This is a genomic window from [Actinomadura] parvosata subsp. kistnae, assembly GCF_900323885.1.
Classification (GTDB): domain Bacteria; phylum Actinomycetota; class Actinomycetes; order Streptosporangiales; family Streptosporangiaceae; genus Nonomuraea; species Nonomuraea composti.
Genome location: NZ_OOHJ01000008.1, coordinates 334,274 through 349,872, shown reverse-complemented (window position 1 = coordinate 349,872; position 15,599 = coordinate 334,274). Strand labels below are relative to the sequence as shown.

Annotated in this window: 20 protein-coding genes; 7 read left to right on the top strand and 13 right to left on the bottom strand. The window is 72.6% G+C overall.

The window, feature by feature from the left end:
* Positions 1 to 41: 41 nt before the first annotated feature.
* Positions 42 to 1,271 carry a S1C family serine protease gene (locus tag KIS93_RS09815; RefSeq protein WP_080040750.1) on the top strand — a complete coding sequence of 410 codons (1,230 nt, stop codon included), beginning with the start codon at positions 42 to 44 and terminating at the stop codon, positions 1,269 to 1,271.
* An 81-nt stretch (positions 1,272 to 1,352) separates the two neighbouring features.
* Here the strand turns inward: KIS93_RS09815 and KIS93_RS09810 are convergent, their stop codons facing one another.
* Genes KIS93_RS09810 through KIS93_RS09785 form a run of 6 tightly spaced genes read right to left on the bottom strand, consistent with a single transcriptional unit; the run spans position 1,353 to position 6,222 of the window.
* Entirely contained in the window at positions 1,353 to 2,093 is a 741-nt protein-coding gene (locus KIS93_RS09810; RefSeq protein ID WP_080040748.1) for an ABC transporter permease, read from the bottom strand.
* Positions 2,086 to 2,967 (bottom strand): ABC transporter ATP-binding protein, encoded by an 882-nt coding sequence (locus KIS93_RS09805; protein WP_080040746.1) that lies wholly within the window; start codon positions 2,965 to 2,967, stop codon positions 2,086 to 2,088. The genes KIS93_RS09810 and KIS93_RS09805 overlap by 8 nt, the downstream gene beginning before the upstream one ends.
* Complete coding sequence (locus KIS93_RS09800) at positions 2,964 to 3,287, bottom strand: transcriptional regulator (protein WP_230466377.1); 324 nt, start codon at positions 3,285 to 3,287, stop codon at positions 2,964 to 2,966. The genes KIS93_RS09805 and KIS93_RS09800 overlap by 4 nt, the downstream gene beginning before the upstream one ends.
* Complete coding sequence (locus KIS93_RS09795; protein ID WP_080040745.1) at positions 3,284 to 3,904, bottom strand: hypothetical protein; 621 nt, start codon at positions 3,902 to 3,904, stop codon at positions 3,284 to 3,286. Before KIS93_RS09795 ends, KIS93_RS09800 begins: the two co-directional genes overlap by 4 nt.
* A gap of 57 nt (positions 3,905 to 3,961) precedes the next feature.
* Entirely contained in the window at positions 3,962 to 5,296 is a 1,335-nt protein-coding gene (locus KIS93_RS09790) for a cytochrome P450 (RefSeq protein WP_186404056.1), read from the bottom strand.
* Between the two features lie 14 nt (positions 5,297 to 5,310).
* Positions 5,311 to 6,222, bottom strand: coding sequence for a phosphatase PAP2 family protein (locus KIS93_RS09785; RefSeq protein ID WP_186404055.1), 912 nt, complete (start codon positions 6,220 to 6,222; stop codon positions 5,311 to 5,313).
* Positions 6,223 to 6,398: 176 nt separating this feature from the next.
* On the opposite strand from KIS93_RS09785, the gene KIS93_RS09780 reads away from it, so the two are divergent.
* Positions 6,399 to 7,646 carry a wax ester/triacylglycerol synthase domain-containing protein gene (locus KIS93_RS09780; RefSeq protein WP_186404054.1) on the top strand — a complete coding sequence of 416 codons (1,248 nt, stop codon included), beginning with the start codon at positions 6,399 to 6,401 and terminating at the stop codon, positions 7,644 to 7,646.
* 30 nt (positions 7,647 to 7,676) lie between these two features.
* Here the strand turns inward: KIS93_RS09780 and KIS93_RS64895 are convergent, their stop codons facing one another.
* From KIS93_RS64895 to KIS93_RS09760, 5 genes are all read right to left on the bottom strand, one after another.
* A complete protein-coding gene (locus tag KIS93_RS64895) occupies positions 7,677 to 8,486 on the bottom strand; it encodes an amino acid ABC transporter ATP-binding/permease protein (protein ID WP_246005240.1) in 810 nt (269 codons plus the stop codon).
* A gap of 178 nt (positions 8,487 to 8,664) precedes the next feature.
* A complete protein-coding gene (locus tag KIS93_RS64890) occupies positions 8,665 to 9,459 on the bottom strand; it encodes an ABC transporter domain-containing protein (RefSeq protein ID WP_246005239.1) in 795 nt (264 codons plus the stop codon).
* Positions 9,456 to 11,294: a thiol reductant ABC exporter subunit CydD gene (gene cydD, locus KIS93_RS09770; protein ID WP_230466375.1), complete on the bottom strand. Its 1,839-nt coding sequence runs from the start codon at positions 11,292 to 11,294 to the stop codon at positions 9,456 to 9,458. Before cydD ends, KIS93_RS64890 begins: the two co-directional genes overlap by 4 nt.
* A gap of 6 nt (positions 11,295 to 11,300) precedes the next feature.
* Positions 11,301 to 12,065 (bottom strand): cytochrome d ubiquinol oxidase subunit II, encoded by a 765-nt coding sequence (locus tag KIS93_RS09765; protein WP_080040730.1) that lies wholly within the window; start codon positions 12,063 to 12,065, stop codon positions 11,301 to 11,303.
* A gap of 15 nt (positions 12,066 to 12,080) precedes the next feature.
* Complete coding sequence (locus KIS93_RS09760; RefSeq protein WP_080040729.1) at positions 12,081 to 13,253, bottom strand: cytochrome ubiquinol oxidase subunit I; 1,173 nt, start codon at positions 13,251 to 13,253, stop codon at positions 12,081 to 12,083.
* Between the two features lie 87 nt (positions 13,254 to 13,340).
* Between KIS93_RS09760 and KIS93_RS09755 the strand changes: the two genes are divergently transcribed.
* Positions 13,341 to 13,676 carry a helix-turn-helix transcriptional regulator gene (locus KIS93_RS09755; RefSeq protein WP_080040727.1) on the top strand — a complete coding sequence of 112 codons (336 nt, stop codon included), beginning with the start codon at positions 13,341 to 13,343 and terminating at the stop codon, positions 13,674 to 13,676.
* Between the two features lie 13 nt (positions 13,677 to 13,689).
* Here the strand turns inward: KIS93_RS09755 and KIS93_RS64885 are convergent, their stop codons facing one another.
* A complete protein-coding gene (locus KIS93_RS64885; protein ID WP_246005238.1) occupies positions 13,690 to 13,839 on the bottom strand; it encodes a hypothetical protein in 150 nt (49 codons plus the stop codon).
* Complete coding sequence (locus tag KIS93_RS64880; RefSeq protein WP_246005242.1) at positions 13,839 to 14,264, bottom strand: hypothetical protein; 426 nt, start codon at positions 14,262 to 14,264, stop codon at positions 13,839 to 13,841. The genes KIS93_RS64885 and KIS93_RS64880 overlap by 1 nt, the downstream gene beginning before the upstream one ends.
* On the opposite strand from KIS93_RS64880, the gene KIS93_RS64875 reads away from it, so the two are divergent.
* The 4 genes from KIS93_RS64875 (at position 14,178) to KIS93_RS09735 (ending at position 15,591) form a co-directional block, all read left to right on the top strand.
* Positions 14,178 to 14,387: a hypothetical protein gene (locus tag KIS93_RS64875; protein ID WP_246005243.1), complete on the top strand. Its 210-nt coding sequence runs from the start codon at positions 14,178 to 14,180 to the stop codon at positions 14,385 to 14,387. The two genes, KIS93_RS64880 and KIS93_RS64875, sit on opposite strands and share 87 nt — an antisense overlap.
* A 73-nt stretch (positions 14,388 to 14,460) precedes the next feature.
* Positions 14,461 to 14,814: a VOC family protein gene (locus KIS93_RS09745; protein WP_080046979.1), complete on the top strand. Its 354-nt coding sequence runs from the start codon at positions 14,461 to 14,463 to the stop codon at positions 14,812 to 14,814.
* Positions 14,811 to 15,167 (top strand): ArsR/SmtB family transcription factor, encoded by a 357-nt coding sequence (locus KIS93_RS09740; RefSeq protein WP_080040724.1) that lies wholly within the window; start codon positions 14,811 to 14,813, stop codon positions 15,165 to 15,167. Before KIS93_RS09745 ends, KIS93_RS09740 begins: the two co-directional genes overlap by 4 nt.
* The gene (locus KIS93_RS09735; protein ID WP_080040722.1) at positions 15,145 to 15,591 is read left to right on the top strand and encodes an SRPBCC family protein; all 447 of its coding nucleotides are present in this window, start codon (positions 15,145 to 15,147) and stop codon (positions 15,589 to 15,591) included. Before KIS93_RS09740 ends, KIS93_RS09735 begins: the two co-directional genes overlap by 23 nt.
* Positions 15,592 to 15,599 lie beyond the last annotated feature (8 nt).

Genomic DNA, 15,599 nt, shown 5'->3' with positions numbered 1-15,599 from the left:
CTTGACACCCTTGGAGTACAGGGATTTGAGGGAGATGGAAGATGAACGCGAACGAGCCTCGCGAGCAGGGCACCGGCGGGTGGAGCCAGTTCGGCGCCACCCCGCCGGCCGCCGGGGGCTTTCCCCGGCGGGACACGATCGCCATGGAGGTGCCCCCGCCCCCGCCGCCGCCTCCGTCTGACAAGCACCGTCTCACCGTCGCGCAGAAGGCCATCGCCGGGCTCGCCCTGGCCGCGATGGCGGTCGGCGGCGGCGTCGTGGGCGCCGCCGTCGCCACCTCGTTCCAGCCCGAGCCCGTGGCCGGCAGCAGCCCCAGCGCGCCCAGCCCCGTCTTCAAGTCGGCCTCCGAGCAGCTCACCGTCGCCGAGGTCGCCGCGAAGGTGCAGCCGTCCGTGGTGATGATCCAGGGCCAGAGCGGTGAGGGCTCCGGCGTCGTCCTGTCGGAGGACGGCCTCATCCTCACCAACAACCACGTCGTCGTCGGCGCCGGGCAGGGCGGTCAGATGACCGTCAAGTTCAGCGACGGCAAGACGGCCAAGGCCACCGTCGTCGGCACCGACCCGGCCACCGACCTCGGCGTCATCCGCGCCGAAGGCGTCTCGGGCCTGACCAAGGCCACGCTCGGCGACAGCGACCAGCTCAAGGTCGGCGACCCGGTGCTCGCCATCGGCAGCCCGCTCGGCCTCGAAGGGTCCGTCACCGCCGGCATCGTCAGCGCCCTCGACCGCACGCTCAACCTCGGCGACGACCAGCCGCAGGTCCCGCCCGGCTGGGGCCAGCAACAGCAGCAGAGCGCGCCCACCACGATCGGCGGCGCCATCCAGACCGACGCCTCGATCAACCCGGGCAACTCCGGCGGCGCCCTCGTGAACGCCGCTGGCCAGCTCATCGGCATCAACACCGCGATCGCCTCGCAGGCCCAGGGCGGCGGCGTCGGCTTCGCCATCCCGGTCAACACCGCCAAGCAGGTGGCCGACCAGCTCATCAGCACCGGCAAGGTCACCCACGCCTTCCTCGGCGTGAGCGTCACCGACGCGACCGGCGACGTGCCGGGCGCCCTCATCAGGCAGGTCACCGCCGGAAGCCCGGCGGAGCAGGCGGGCCTGAAGGAAGGCGACCTGATCACGAAGATCGGCGACAAGACGGTTGACGGAGGCGATACGGTTGTCGGGCAGGTCAGAGGTTTCAAACCGGGCCAAGAGGTCAAGATCACATATATGAGAGACGGCACGACCCGCGAGGTCACTGTCACCCTCTCGGAGAACAAGTAACAAGGACCCCCTCATGGACGGGTGTGCCGTTGAGATCGCTGCGGACTCGGCGGCACACCCCCCGTCCTCAAGGGGCCGCCCTCAGGAGAAGCGGCGCCCCTCGTCACGCCGATAAGCCCAGGCCGCCGCCACCGCCACCACCACGGTCCAGCCGGCCAGCGAGACGAGCGCCACCGCGTCCGGCGTGGTGCCCGCCGTGATCGCCCACAGCAGCTCCGCGACACCCCGGGTCGGCACGTACGGCGAGACGACCTCCACGAAGCCGGGCAGCATCCGCGGCGGCAGCAGCAGCCCGCCCACGATCGCCATCGGGAAGAACAGCACCTGAGAGACCGCGATCGCCGCCTTGGCCGCCATCACGAGCCCGATGAGCAGGCCCATCAGCATGAACGGCACCACCCCCGCCAGCAGCGCGCCCAGCCCCAGCAGCAGCCGCGGCAGCGTCGTGGTCGCCTCGGTGAGCAGCATCGCGAGCAGCAGCACCGGCACCACCGAGACCAGCGTCCCGGCCAGCGTCGCCAGGATCCGCCCGGAGAAGCGGGGCAGCGGGCCCGCGGGGAGGGTGCGCAGGTACGGGTTCCACGGCTGCTCGCGGTCTTGTGCCACGGTGATGCTCAGGTTGATGAGCGCGCCCGCCATCGCGCCGAAGAAGATCATGGACGCGGCCGCCATGGTCGCGGCCCGCGGATCGTCCCCCGCGAACGGCACCACGAACGCGACGAACGAGATCGCCGGGAACAGCGCGCTCGCCAGCAGCCCGACGGGCACCCGCAGCTGCTCCAGCAGGAAGAGCCTGGCGTGCGCGGCGATCAGCTCAGCCATGTGACGGCTCCTTCGAGGTCAGGGCGAGGAAGGCCTCCTCGAGGGTGGTCGGCCTGATCTCCAGGCCCGAGAACGGCGTGCCGCTGCGGACGAGCTCGACGACCAGCCGGTCGGGGTCGGTGGTCAGCAGGTCGACCCGGCCGTCCACCCGTTCCGAGCCCACCACGCCGGGCAGCTCGGGCAGGTCCGGCGCGACGAGCGAGACCCGCCGCACGCCCACGACGTCGCGCACGTCCCGGACGGTGCCGTCGGCCAGCACCCGGCCGGAGCCGACCACCACCACCCGCTCGGCCAGCGCCTCGATCTCCTCCAGGTAGTGGCTGGTCAGCAGCACCGTGCCGCCGTCCCGGTGGAAGGACCTGACGCCCTCCCACAGCGAGCGGCGCGCCTCGACGTCGAGGCCGGTCGTCGGCTCGTCGAGGAAGACCAGCTGCGGCTTGCCCGCGAACGCCAGCGCCACCGCCAGCCGCCGCCGCTGCCCGCCGGACAGCCCGCCGACCTGCCGCCTGACCAGGTCGTCCAGGCCGAACCTGGCCAGCAGCTCACCTTTGTCCGCCCGGTCGGGGAAGTGCGCCGACACGAAGTCGACGATCTCGCCCACCCGTAACGCCTCCGGCAGCCCCGTCTCCTGCGGCGTCACGCCGATGCCCCGGCGCACGGCCGGATCCTGCGGCGAGCCGCCGAACAGCTCGACCACGCCGGACGTCGGCCGGCGCAGCCCTGCGAACAGGTTGATCAGCGTGGACTTGCCCGCGCCGTTCGGGCCGAGCAGGCCCACCAGCTCGCCCGCCCTGATGTCGAGCGAGACGCGGTCGAGCGCCAGGACGTCGCCGTAGCGGCGCGAGACCTCGATCGCCCGGGTGAGGATGGTCATGTCGCGCCTCCAGCGTTGTCCAGCAGGGTACGGATCGCCTTGGTGTAATCCTCGAAAGCCAGCCGCCCGCGCGTGGTGAGCGCCACGAACGTGACCGGCGTCCGGCCGCGGTGCGTCTTGTTGATCCGGACGTAGTCAGCGTCCTCCAGCTTGGTCAGGTGCACCGACAGGTTGCCCGCCGTCATGCCGAGCAGCTTCCGCAGCGCGTTGAAGGCCATCTCGTCCCCGTCCCCGAGCACGTTGAGCGCGGCGACCACCCGCAGCCTGGCCTGGGCGTGGATGACGGGATCGAGCTCCGGCAGCGTGTTGTCCGTCGTCACGAGCGGCGCCTCACCAGCACCCCCGCGACGATGTACCCGCCGCCCAGCAGCACCGCCGTCAGCAGCGCGTGCCAGCCCGCCCCGAGCAGCACGCCGAGCGTGTTCACCGCGGCGACCCAGACGCCGAAGAAGAAGAACGTCCAGTTGTGGAAGAGCGCGCCGCCCGCCATGTAGAGGGTCGCCACCAGCATCAGCGACGAGCCCGCCCAGAGCAGGCCGCTCTCCTGCGGCGGCAGCAGCGGGCTCATCCTTGAGCAGATCACCACCATGAGCGCGAACCCGGCGAACCAGGCGTAGCCGAACATGGCGCCGCGGGCGTTCGAGTCGCCGCGCGTGGTCTTGTTCATGCGCACGATCCCGTACGCGACGAAGGCCCCCGCGACGAGCTGCCCGGCCATCAGCACACCCACCGCCTGCATCTGCGAGATCGGCGCGTAGGAGCGGCCGTCGAGCCCGTAGTGCAGGAACAGCGCCGTGAACCCGAGCATCCAGGCCACGCCCCACGGGGCGTAGAGGAACAGGGGGTCGCCCCGGAGCCATCTCGTGGTGGCGACGCTCTGCTCCTCGATGACGCGCAGCATCTCCTCGGGGCTCGGCGTCCGTTCGTCGTCCACCATGCAAACTCCTCGAAGCTTCAAAGTGGTTTGCATCGTAAACCTGATTGCCCTGACAACTCAACCGGCGGTGGCGGCTCGGCGCCTGGCGACGACCCGGCAGCCCTCGCCCGGCGTGTTGGAGATCGCCATCAGGCGTACGGGCTCGTCGGCGGCGCGGGCGGGGGAGAGGTCGAGGGTGCGGGCGAAGACCTGGAGGAACACCTTCATCTGCATGATCGCCAGCTGGTCGCCGAGGCAGGTGTGCGTGCCGGCGCCGAACGGCATCCACCCGTAGCCGCCGGGCCGCCTTTCCAGCCAGCGCTCGGGACGGAACGCCGCGGGCTCGGGGTGGAGGCCGGGGGAGTGGTGCAGGCAGCGCAGGTGCACGACGATCGTGGTGCCCGGCGACAGCACCCGGCCGCCCAGCTCGAACGGGCGCCTGACCACCCGGCCGAAGAACGCCACGGGCGGCCGGACGCGCAGCGCCTCGTACACCACGGCCCCGGCGTAGGCGTCGCCGGCGCCCTTGTCGCTCTCGGCGACGAGCCGGCTCATCACCTCGGGATGGCGTACCAGCCGCTCGAACGCCCACGTCAGGCCGGTGGCGGTGGTGGTGCGTGCTCCCGCGATCATGCTCATGACCTGGTCGCGGATCACTTCGTCGGTCAGCCGGGCGCCGTCGTCGCCGCGGGCCCGCAGAAGCATGCCGAGCAGGTCGTCACCACCGCCGTCGGCTTGATCGGGCTCGATGGGGTGGCGCCGGCGGGCGATCTCGTCGTGGATCAGCCGGTCGCAGGCGTTCCTGGAGCGGTGGAAGGACGGCCACAGGGCGAGCCCACCGACCTGGCGCAGCAGATACCGTACGGAGATCTCGTAGGAGGCGGCCCGGCGGAACAGCTCCCGCAGCGGCCCCTCCCAGGCGCGTTGCGCGGCGGGACCGAGGCCCAGGGTGATTGACAGGATCGCCTCCATGAGCGCCAGGTGCAGCCGCGGCTCCAGCGCGAACGGCACGCCGATGGGGCAGTCGTCGGCGACCCGCCGGGCCAGCCGCTCCGTGGTGGCGCGCAGCCGCAGCGACACCTGCTCGCGGACGGCCGGCGCCATGGCCTGCCGGAGCCGGCGGTGCTCCTGCCCGTCGAGGCAGGCGAGCCCCTGCCGGCCGATGACCGGCTCCTGCACGCGGTTGGCCCGGGCGGCGTCGATGACGTCGGCGGGAGCCCGGCACACGTCTCTGACCAGGGCCGGATCGGCCAGCATGACGGCCTTGCCGGCGCCGGGCAGCCAGAGCCGGAACATGCCCCCGGTGCGCTCGAACATGCGCTCGACGAGGCGATCGTCGGAGCTGAGGGCGGCGAGCAGGGCGCCGCTGCCGAGCCACGGCTCCCACGCCGAGGCCGCTGGTCGTCGGGGCACGGGTCCTCCCGGGTTCATGGATGCGCGGCGACGGTGAGCGGCGCCGGACGATCGGGGACCGGCCGTTCGGGAGGAGGCCGGAACGCGGTGCCGCGCCGGGTGACGGCGTGGACGGCCAGGGCCACGAGGAACCCGGCCAGCGCGTCGGAGGCGTAGTGGTACCAGTCGTATACCACGGCGACGGTCAGCCCGGCGGTCGCCGCCCACAACGCGTAGCGGACGAGTTCGGGGACGTGCCGCCGCAGGGTGAGCAGGGTGATCCAGGCGCCGGCCACGTGCGGCGAGGGGAAGCACGTGCCGGGCGGGTCGAACGCGGCCATGATCGCGTTCTGCAGGTCGGTGACCAGGTACCCGTCGGGGCGGCCGGCCAGGAACTCCCGCGGCAGCGCGGCCGCCGGGCCGGCCAGTGGGACGAACATGAAACTGAGATAACAGGTCAGCAGCACCAGCAGCGCGGCGAACATGTAACGCTCGGCGAGCGGTTTCCGGCCGCGCGCGTACAGGAAGAAAGGAATGAGAAAACTGCCATAGTAGGAGAAATAGCAGATCGTCACGATCTCGGTGAGGAGAGGGGAATGGACGGCTCCCATGGCGACATTGGGAAATACGCCGAAAGCTGATTTCTCCCAGGCGTTGACGGCCTCGTCGACGTAGTGCCCGTGAAGGTAGAGAACCGTCCGGGCGGCGGAGGAGTACATGGGGGTCAGCATGAGCAGCGGGTAGGCGAACCTGAGCGCCGACAGCCGGAACCGCCCGCGAAAGCGCAGCTCAAGCCGGATCAACGCCAGGAGCAGGGCGGCCGGCAGGACGCACGTGACCACCGCCATCGGCCCGTCGCGCGCCGGGTCTCCGAGCGTGACGTGCAGGACGGCGGAAATGCCGAAATAGCTCAGAACAAGCAGCTCGACGGGCCGCAATTGACGCATTTTCTCCCGGCCCCGATCTCGGCTGGTGCTCAGTAACATGGCTGGCCGTGAACAGTAATACTTCAGGTCCGTCGGCTTGTCCAACCGTGCCGCTGTCCTTTGGTGATCATTACGAGTGGTGTTTGGCCGCCGCCGCGAAAACCGATTCGCGCCTGCATATGGCAATAGGCGCCCACATGCCCGGCGCCCCGCCCCCGCCCGAGACCTTGTGCGGGCTCGTCGCCGACCGGGTCCGGCAGGCCGCCCCCACCCTGCGCCACCGCCTGACCGGAGCGGGACGTCGCGCCCGCTGGTCCCCCGACCCGTCCTTCGACCCGGCCCGGCACATCGAGTACCACCGCCTGGACCCGGGAGGCAGCGTCCACCAGATTGCCGCCGACCTTGTGACCGCCCGCCCCCTGCCCCGCGACCGGCCGCTGTGGACCCTCATGGTGCTCCACGGTCACGCCCCGGACGAGCACGTCCTGCTCTACCGCGTCCACCACGCCTTCCAGGACGCCCTCGGCCTCCTCAGCACCGCCCGGGCCCTGTTCGGCGGCCAGGCACCACCACGACCGGCACCCGGGCGCGCGCCGGGCTGTGCGTGCGTGCCGGGCTCCACGTCCGCGGCGGGGTGCTTGGGCGTGGCGGCGCCGCGCTCGGAGCTGTCGGCCACCTCCGCGATACGCGAGGCGCTGCCTGGGCTGAGACGGCTGGTCACCGCGGCGCCGCCGCCCTGGCATCCCGGGCAGGCGCCGGGCGGCGGCGGGCCCCGCCTGTTCGTCGTGCCCCTTGACGCGCGGGTGCTGCGTGACGTCGCCGGCCGCACCGGCACCACGGTCGCGCAGGTCAGCCTGGCCCTCGTGGCCGGGGCGCTACGGGCGTGGCGGCCCGAGCTTGGGAGCCCCGCCACAGGGGGAGGCCCGGATCTCACCGTCAGCCTGCCGGTCAGCCTGCTCGGCCGGCGCGACCACCCGGCCATCGGCAACCACGTGGGCCTCCTGCCCGTCACCCTGCCCTGCTCCGAGCCGTCCCCACGCGAACGGCTGCGCCGGGTCGCCGCCCAGATGACCCCCTCCAAGATCGCCCAGCAGCGCCGCACCGCCCGCGGCCTCTACGCCCTCCCGGCCGCGCTGACCCGGCCGATGCTCAGGGCCGTGCTGCCCATGGCGCTGCGCGGCCCGGCCGACCGGCTCGACGTCGGCGCCATCCACGCCACAAGGGTGTTTCCCGGAGCCCGCGCCGTGTTCGTCTGCCCGCCGCTGGCCCCCAGGGCGGCGGCGATGCTGACCGTCCTGCACGACCGCGACACCGCGTCCGTCTCGGGCATCTTCGACACCCACGTGGCCCGCCCCGAGCAGGTGCTCCACCTGGTGCGGCAGGCCCTCGACGAGCTGCACGCCGACGTCCTCACCCCCGAGACGACGGCGTGCCGCGGGGCCTGACACGAGCAAGGCGGCCCGGCCGTGTGGCAGCTAACGCCTGGTCAGCGCCTCCGACTCCCACACGTCGCGGTAGTAGCCGGGCACCGCGACCAGCTCGTCATGACGGCCCCGCTGCGTCACCCGGCCCTCCTCCAGCACCACGATCTCGTCGACCAGCTCCAGGCCCTTGAGGCGGTGCGTCACGAGCAGCGTCGTGCGGTCGCGGGTCACGTCGAGCAGGTCGGCCATCAGACGGTCGGCCGTCTCCTCGTCGAGCGCCTCGGCCGGCTCGTCGAGCAGCAGCACCGGCGGGTCGTACAGCAGCGCCCTGGCCAGCGCCAGCCGCTGCAGCTGCCCGCCCGACACGGTCCTGCCGTCCTCGCCCAGCTCGGTGTCCCAGCCGGTGCGCTCCACCCACGTGTCGAGGCGCGCGTCCCGTACGGCGCGCCGCAGCGCCTCCTCGTCGGCGTCGGGGCCCGCCAGGCGCAGGTTGTCGCGCAGGGTGGTGCGGAAGATGTACGGGTCCTGGGTCAGGCCCGTCATCAGGGCGCGCACGTCGTCGCCCGCCAGGTCCGCGATGTCGGTGCCGTTCACCGTGATGCGGCCGGACGCGGGCTCGACCAGGCGCATCAGCGCCGCCAGCAACGTGCTCTTGCCCGCCCCGCTGGGGCCGACGATCGCGACCCGTTTGCCGGGCGTCAGCCGCAGCGACACCCCGTCCAGCGCGGCCCGCTCCGCCGTGGCCGGGCCGCCGTTCGTACGGGCCTTCGTACGGGCCTTCGTACGGGCCTTCGTACGGGCTTTCGTACGGGGCCCGCCGTCCTCGGCGGCCGGGGCCTCCGGGGTGGCGTGGCGGACCACGAGGTCCTTGATGTCGATCGTCAGGGGAGCCTCGGGGCGGGGCGCCGGAGCGGGGGCTCCGTGGTGGCGGGGGCCGCCGAACGTACCTCGCGCAACCGCCTCAGCGCGGCCATGATGCCCGCCATGCGCTCGCCCGCCGCCGCCAGCGGCAGCACCGGCTCGAACGCGACCAGAGACGTCAGGGCCAGGACCGCCGTGCCGACCGACCCGGCCCGGCGCCCTGCGCGAGCAGGACGACCGCCGCGACCGTCAGGCCCTGCACCAGCGTGCCGCCGGCCAGTGCGGCGGCGTGGACGCGGGCCTGGCGGCGCTCCAGCGCGGCCAGCGCCTCGTCGGCCGCCAGCGCCTTCGCCAGGGCCTCGTCGTCGGCCCCGTACGCGGCCAGGTCCGCCGACCCGTGCACCAGGTCCGCCACCCGGCCCGCCAGCGCCGCCCGTGCCGGGGCGATCCGCGCCGACCAGCGGCGGGCCGCGGCGGCCGTGCCCGCGGGCAGCGCCACCCCGGCCACCAGCAGCCCCGCCACCAGCACCAGCGCCGCCACCGGCAGGATCGTCAGCCCGATGACGACCGCCGCCAGCCCGGCCATCGCCGCCGCGGCGGCGGGCAGCAGGCAGCGGACCAGCAGGTCCTGGACGGCCTCGGTGTCGTCCACCATGCGGCTCAGCAGGTCGGCGCCGCCGTGGCGGGGGCGCTGGGGCGGGATCAGGGCCTCGTAGAGCTGCTCCCGGGTGCCGGCCTGCGCGCGCAGGGCCACGTCGTGGCCGGTCAGGCGCTCGGCGTAGCGGAAGACGCCCTTGCCGGTGGCGAACGCCCTGGTCGCCACGATCGCCACGCTCAGCGCGGCCAGGGGCGGCTGCTCGGCGGCCCTGGTGATCAGCCACGCGGCGGCGGCGATGAGCCCCAGGCCCGCCAGGTCCGCCGCCGACCCCGCCAGGACGGCCCACACGAGGCGCGTGCCCATGCGCCGGTTCATCGCGCCTCCCCCTCACGCCGCGCCGCCGCCGCGACGCCGGCCGGTCCTCCGTCCACCACGTCCGCCACGTCCGCCGCATCCGCCACGTCCGCCGCATCCGCCACGTCCGCCGCGTCCGCCGCGTCTTCCACCGTCACGTGCGCCGGATCCGCGCCTTCGCCGGGCGCGGTGCCTGTGACGTGGGTGGTGTCGGAGAGGATGCGGCCCTCGTGGACGCGGATGACGCGGTCGGCGAGGTCGATCATGGCCGGGCGGTGGGCGACGATGACGGCCGTGCGGCCGCGTGAGAGCTCGGCCGTGCCCGACACCACCGCCGCCTCGCTGCGCCCGTCCAAACGGGCCGTGGGCTCGTCCAGCAGGAGCACCGACGCGTCCGGGCGGCAGAAGGCGCGCGCCAGGGCGATGCGCTGGCGCTGGCCGGCCGAGAGGTTGGCGCCGCGCTCGCCGACCAGGGTGTCGAAGCCCTGGGGGAGGGAGTCCACGAAGTCCGCGTGCGCGGCCGCCGCGGCCCTGCGGACGTCCTCCGGCGTGGCGCCCGGGGCGCCGAGGCGGATGTTGCCGGCCACCGACGTGGCGAACAGGTGGGGCCGCTGTGCCACGAACGCCAGCCGCGCCCGCCAGCTCGCGAGATCGAGCTCGCGCAGGTCCGTGCCGTCGACGAGGACGCGGCCCGCGGTCGGCTGGACGAAGCCGAGGATGAGGTGGAGCAGCGTGCTCTTGCCGCCGCCGCTCTCGCCGACCAGGGCGACGCGTTCGCGGGGGCCGATGGTGAGGGAGACGTTCTCCAGGGCGGCGCCGTCGCGGCCGGGGTAGCGCACGGTGACGTTCTCCAGCCGGATCTCCGGCGCGCCCCGCGCGGGTTCGAGGTCGCGTCCTGTCCGGGAGGTGAGTTCCGGTTCGTCCGCCGACCGGTCGAGGACGGCGAAGGCGGCGTCGGCGGCGGCCACCCCCTCCATGCTGGCGTGGAAGCGCGTCCCCATGGCCCGCAGCGGCAGGTACGCCTCGGGCGCCAGCAGCAGCACCAGCAGCGCCGTCGTCAGGTCGAGCGACCCGCCGAGCAGCCGCAGCCCGATGGGCACGGCCACCAGCGCCAGCGACAGGGACGCGCACAGCTCCAGCACCAGCGACGACAGGAACGCCACCCGCAGGGTCCGCATGGTGGCGCTGCGGTGCGCGTCGGCGATCTGCCGGATGACGCCGGCCTGGTAGCGGGCCCGGCCGAAGGCGCGCAGGGTGGGCAGGCCGCGGACGACGTCGAGGAAGTGCCCGCCGAGCCGCGACAGCGCCACGAACTGCCGCTCGGTGACGGCTTTCGTGGTCATGCCGACGAGCGCGCCGAAGACGGGGATGAGCGGCAGCGTGACCAGGACGATGATGGCGCTGGCGAGGTCGGCGGCGAAGAGCCGGATGAGGACGGCGACGGGCACGACGGCGGCCACCGCGATGGCGGGCAGGTAGCCGGTGAGGTAGTTGTCGAGCCCGTCGAGGCCGCGCCCGGCGAGGGTGACGAGCTCGCCGGAGCGGTGCGCGGTGAGCCGGGCGGGCCCGAGCTCGCGCAGCCGTTCCAGGAGCCGGTGCCGCAGGGCGGACTTGACGCCGGTGGCGGTGCGCCCGGCGAAGACGCCCTGCGTCCAGGCGAGCAGCGCCCGCACGCCCACGACGGCCGCCAGCACGGCCAGCACGCCCGTGGCGAACCGGCCGGACAGCACCCCGGCCAGCAGCTCGGCCTGCACCAGCACGAGCAGCCCGGCCAGCACGGCGGCGGCCATGGTGACGCCGAGGTGGCGGCGGACCGAGCGTTCGGCCCGCATGAGCGCGAGGAGATCCTTATGCACGTGCCCTCAGAAGAACGACGGGAGCCGGAAGGCGTCCTTGCCTGGCCGGAAAGTGCGCCATACCCATACTTGCGCGCCCAGCATGATGGGTGCGACGGGCAGGACCATGACACTGAGCACACTCAGGGTGGCGGCGGGCGCGCTGTGCTCCAGCAGGTACGGCATGGCGCCGCCCAGCACCCCCAGCGCGGGCAGCGCCGCGACGAGCGCCGACGCCGCCAGCACCCATCCCGGCCGGCTCACCCCGAACGTGCCGGGGGAGCGCCAGCCGAGGAACGTCCATCCGTGGAAGGCGAACAGCAGCGTGACGACCATGCCGAGCAGGAGCCCGAGCGGGTGCACGGGTGAGGCGTGAAAGCCGGTGGCGGCGGCGTACAGGACCATGCCCCAGCCGGCCGACAGGCCGAGGGAGCCGAACGCGATGGCCGCGTCCCAGAAGCCCCGCCAGGCGGAGCCGCCGAGGCGGCGGCGGAACCACAGGCCGGCGTCGCGCAGGATCCAGCTCAGCAGCATGGCCACGACCAGCGGGTACAGCCCGAACAGCACCTCGCCTTCGAGCAGCGGGTAGACGCCGAACAGGGTTCCGGCGACGGCGACCAGCCACACCTCGTTGGCCAGCACGTACGGGGCGATGGCGGCGACCATCCGGTCCCGGTTCTCGCGGGTCCTGCCCAGGACGGGCAGCAGCAGCCCCACGCCGAGGTCGAAGCCTTCGAGGGCGAAATATCCGGCCAGCAGCACCGTGAAGACGGCGAACCAGATCACTTCCATGTCGCTGGACTCTCCTCAGTGACTCAGCGCGGGGGTGCGCGGCTCTTCGCGGGTGGTGGCGCCGAGGTCGAGGTCGCGCGGGCCGCGCCTGATCACCCGGGCGATGAGGACGTAGTCGACGACCGCGAGCAGCCCCAGCACGGCGGCGAACCCGATGAGCGAGGCCGTCACCATGCCCTGGGTCAGCCCCGGCGACATGGCGTCGGCGACGGTGAGCCGCTCCCAGATCATCCAGGGCTGGCGGCCGATCTCCCTGGCCATCCAGCCGAGGATGGACAGCACGAACGGCAGCGGCGTCATCGCGATCAGGATCGGATGCGCCCACCGGGCCCGCGGCAGAACCTTGATCATCGGCAGCATCACGAACAGCACGACCAGCCCGAGCAGCTGCCCGAACTCGATCATGAATCCGAGCGGGGCGGCCGCGGCGAGGTTCTGGCCCCCGAACTTGCCCTCGGGGACGGCGCCGAACTGCGCGTAGCCGAAGGCCATGGTGACGAAGATGCCGATGGCCGCGGTGACCACGCCCATGCGCAGCGACCGGCTGAAGAACTCGTTCTCCTGCGCCTTGCGCCGCAGCCGGTACGCGCTCGCGCCGACCAGCACCATGCCGCCGGTGAACAGCCCGGCCCCGAGGACGTGCGGGAAGGCGAAGATGAGCGCCTTGTTGGTGAGCAGCGCCCCGAAGTCGACCAGCTCCATGCGGTCGCCGCGCACGACGGCGCCGGCGGGGTTCTGCAGGAACGCGTTGCCCATCATGATGAAGAACGCGCTCGCGTACGCGGTGAGGGTGACGAGCCAGATGCACGCGAGGTGCGCCCACGTGGGCAGCCGGTGCCAGCCGAAGATCCACAGCCCGAGGAACGTGGACTCCAGGAAGAAGGCCACGAGCGTCTCCATGGCCAGGGGCGCGCCGAAGACGTCGCCCGCGTAGTGGGAAAGGCCGCTCCACGACAGCCCGAACTGGAACTCCATCACCAGCCCGGTCACGATGCCGAGCGCGTAGTTGATGACGTATATCTGCCCCCAGAACCTCGTCATGCCCTCGTGCAGCGGCTTGCCCGACATCGCCCATCGGGTGTGCATGATCGCCACGAGCGGCGCCAGGCCCAGCGTGAGCACCACGAACAGGAAGTGCAGGCTGCCTGTCACCGCGAACTGTGTCCGCGCCAGATCCAGTACGTCCATGAACCGCTCCGTTGTTGTGCCTACCTACATATAGACAGCCTACATGTAGACTGGCTACTTAGCGGAATGGTGTTTAGGATCAGAGGCATGAACCCGGACGCGCTGCGCGGACACATGGACGCGCTGTTGCTCTCAGTGCTGGAGCGCGAGCCGCTGCACGGCTACGCCATCATCGAGGCGCTGCAGGAGCGCAGCGGCGGCGCGCTCAACGTGCCCACGGGCACCGTCTACCCGGCCCTGCGCAGGCTGGAGCGCATCGGCTACCTGTCCAGCGAGTGGGCCACGGTGGGCGGGCGCAAGCGGCGCACCTACCGGCTGACCGACTCCGGCAGGAAGCAGCTCCAGGGGGAGCGGTCGGCCTGGCGGGAGTTCACGAGCGTGATCGGCAGCGTCCTGCGCGCGGAGGCCACCGCCCTGCGCTGAGGGGTGCGGCAGGTCAGCGCGCCTCGGCCAAGGAGGTACGCGTGATGCGGACGCACCGCGTGGCGCCGTAGAGCTGGATCGCCCACATCGCCGACGTCACCAGGTTGGCCACCACGCTGGGCAGGCCGTGCAGGGTGTTGGGGGAGTCCATTCCGTAGGTCATCAGCATCCCCAGCCCGGCCGTGATCGGCAGCGAGGCGAAGACGAGCACGCCCAGCGACCGGGTGGCCAGGCGGGGCCGGCGGATCCAGCGGGAGCCACGGCTGAGCGCGAACAGCACGAGACCGCCGTACAGGCCGGTGCCGAGCTGGACGAGGTCGAGCAGGCGGGAGGCGGGCGCGTACCACCACGGCTGGTTGAGCCAGGCCTGGTCGGTGCCCGGGTAGATCCGCCACAGCACCGACCACATGGCGACGGTGATCGGCACGCTGATGAACAGCAGCACCCCCAGCCGCCGCCCGCGACGGCGGTCAGCTCGGCCTGGTAGCCGGGCGCGACCTCGTGGACCGCGCCGAACTCCGCGACGGCCAGCCGCTCGGCCTCCGCCCGCTCCAGCCCGTCGGCCTCCAGCGCGTCGGCGGTGTCGATCAGGCTGTCGCGTGCCTCGACGACGAGATCGCGCTTGGGGCCGTGCGGACCGCTCAGGGCGCCGTCGAGCTCGGCCACGTAGTCGTCGATGAGCATGGCTCAAGTCTACGGAACGCGATCTAGGCGGTCCATCGGGGAGCTCCCTGAGATTCGCCCGGCTTGTCATGTAGGAAATTTCCTACGTATAGTGGCCGACATGCTCATCTCCTCCCTTCTCACCGTCACCGTGCCCGTCACCGACCAGGAACGGGCGCTCGGCTTCTACACCCGCGTGCTCGGCTTCGAGGTGCGCACCGACAACCCGTTCCCCATGGGCCGCTGGCTCACCGTGGCGCCCGAGGGCGCCGCCACCACGCTGCTGCTGGCCTCCTGGTTCCCCTCCATGGCGCCGATCGGCGGCCTGGTCGTGGGCGCGCCCGACCTCGACGCGCTGGCCGCCAGGCTCCAGGAGCACGGCACCGCCTTCCAGGGCCCCAGCGAGGAGGCGTGGGGCCGGCAGCTGCTCTTCCACGACCCGTTCGGCAACGGCTTCGTGGTCAGCCAGACGTGAGCGCCGACCACGTCTTCACCGCGCTGGCCAGCCCGGCCCGGCGCGAGCTGCTGCGCCTGCTGCTCGACGAGGGCGCCCAGCCCGCCGGGCGGCTGGCCGAGCGGTTCGACATGAGCAGGCCCAGCGTGTCGGAGCACCTCAAGGTGCTCAAGGACGCGGGCCTCGTGGCCGAGACCCGCAAGGGCAGGGAGCGGCACTACCGGCTGGAGGCGGCGCCGCTCATGGAGATCCTCGACTGGCTCACCCCGTACGAGCGGTTCTGGCGCGAACGCCTCACCGCGCTCACCACCCTTCTCGACGAGATGGACGACGACGAAATGGACGGCAGCGATGGCTCACGACACGACGGCTGAAGACCTGCGCGCGATCAGGCTCGACCAGTTCCTCGCCCATCCGCCCGCCAAGGTGTGGCGGGCGCTCACCGAGCCCGACCTCGTCGCCCGGTGGCTCATGCCGGGCGACTTCAAGGCCGAGGTGGGCCACCGGTTCACCTTCACCACGACGCCGAAGAAGCAGGTCGGCTTCGACGGCATCGTCTACTGCGAGGTGCTGCGGGTCGAGCCGGAGAAGCTGCTGCGGATCAGCTGGAGCGACGGCAAGCGGGCCGACTGGACGGTCACCTGGCGGCTGGAGCCCGAGGGACGCGGGACCCGGCTGTTCCTCGACCACGAGGGCTTCGACCCGGGCGACGAGGTGCAGCAGCTCTCGCGGCGGATCATGGGCGGCGGCTGGCCGCGCATGTTCGGCGCCATCGAGAAGATCGCCGCCGAGCTGTGAGCACCCCC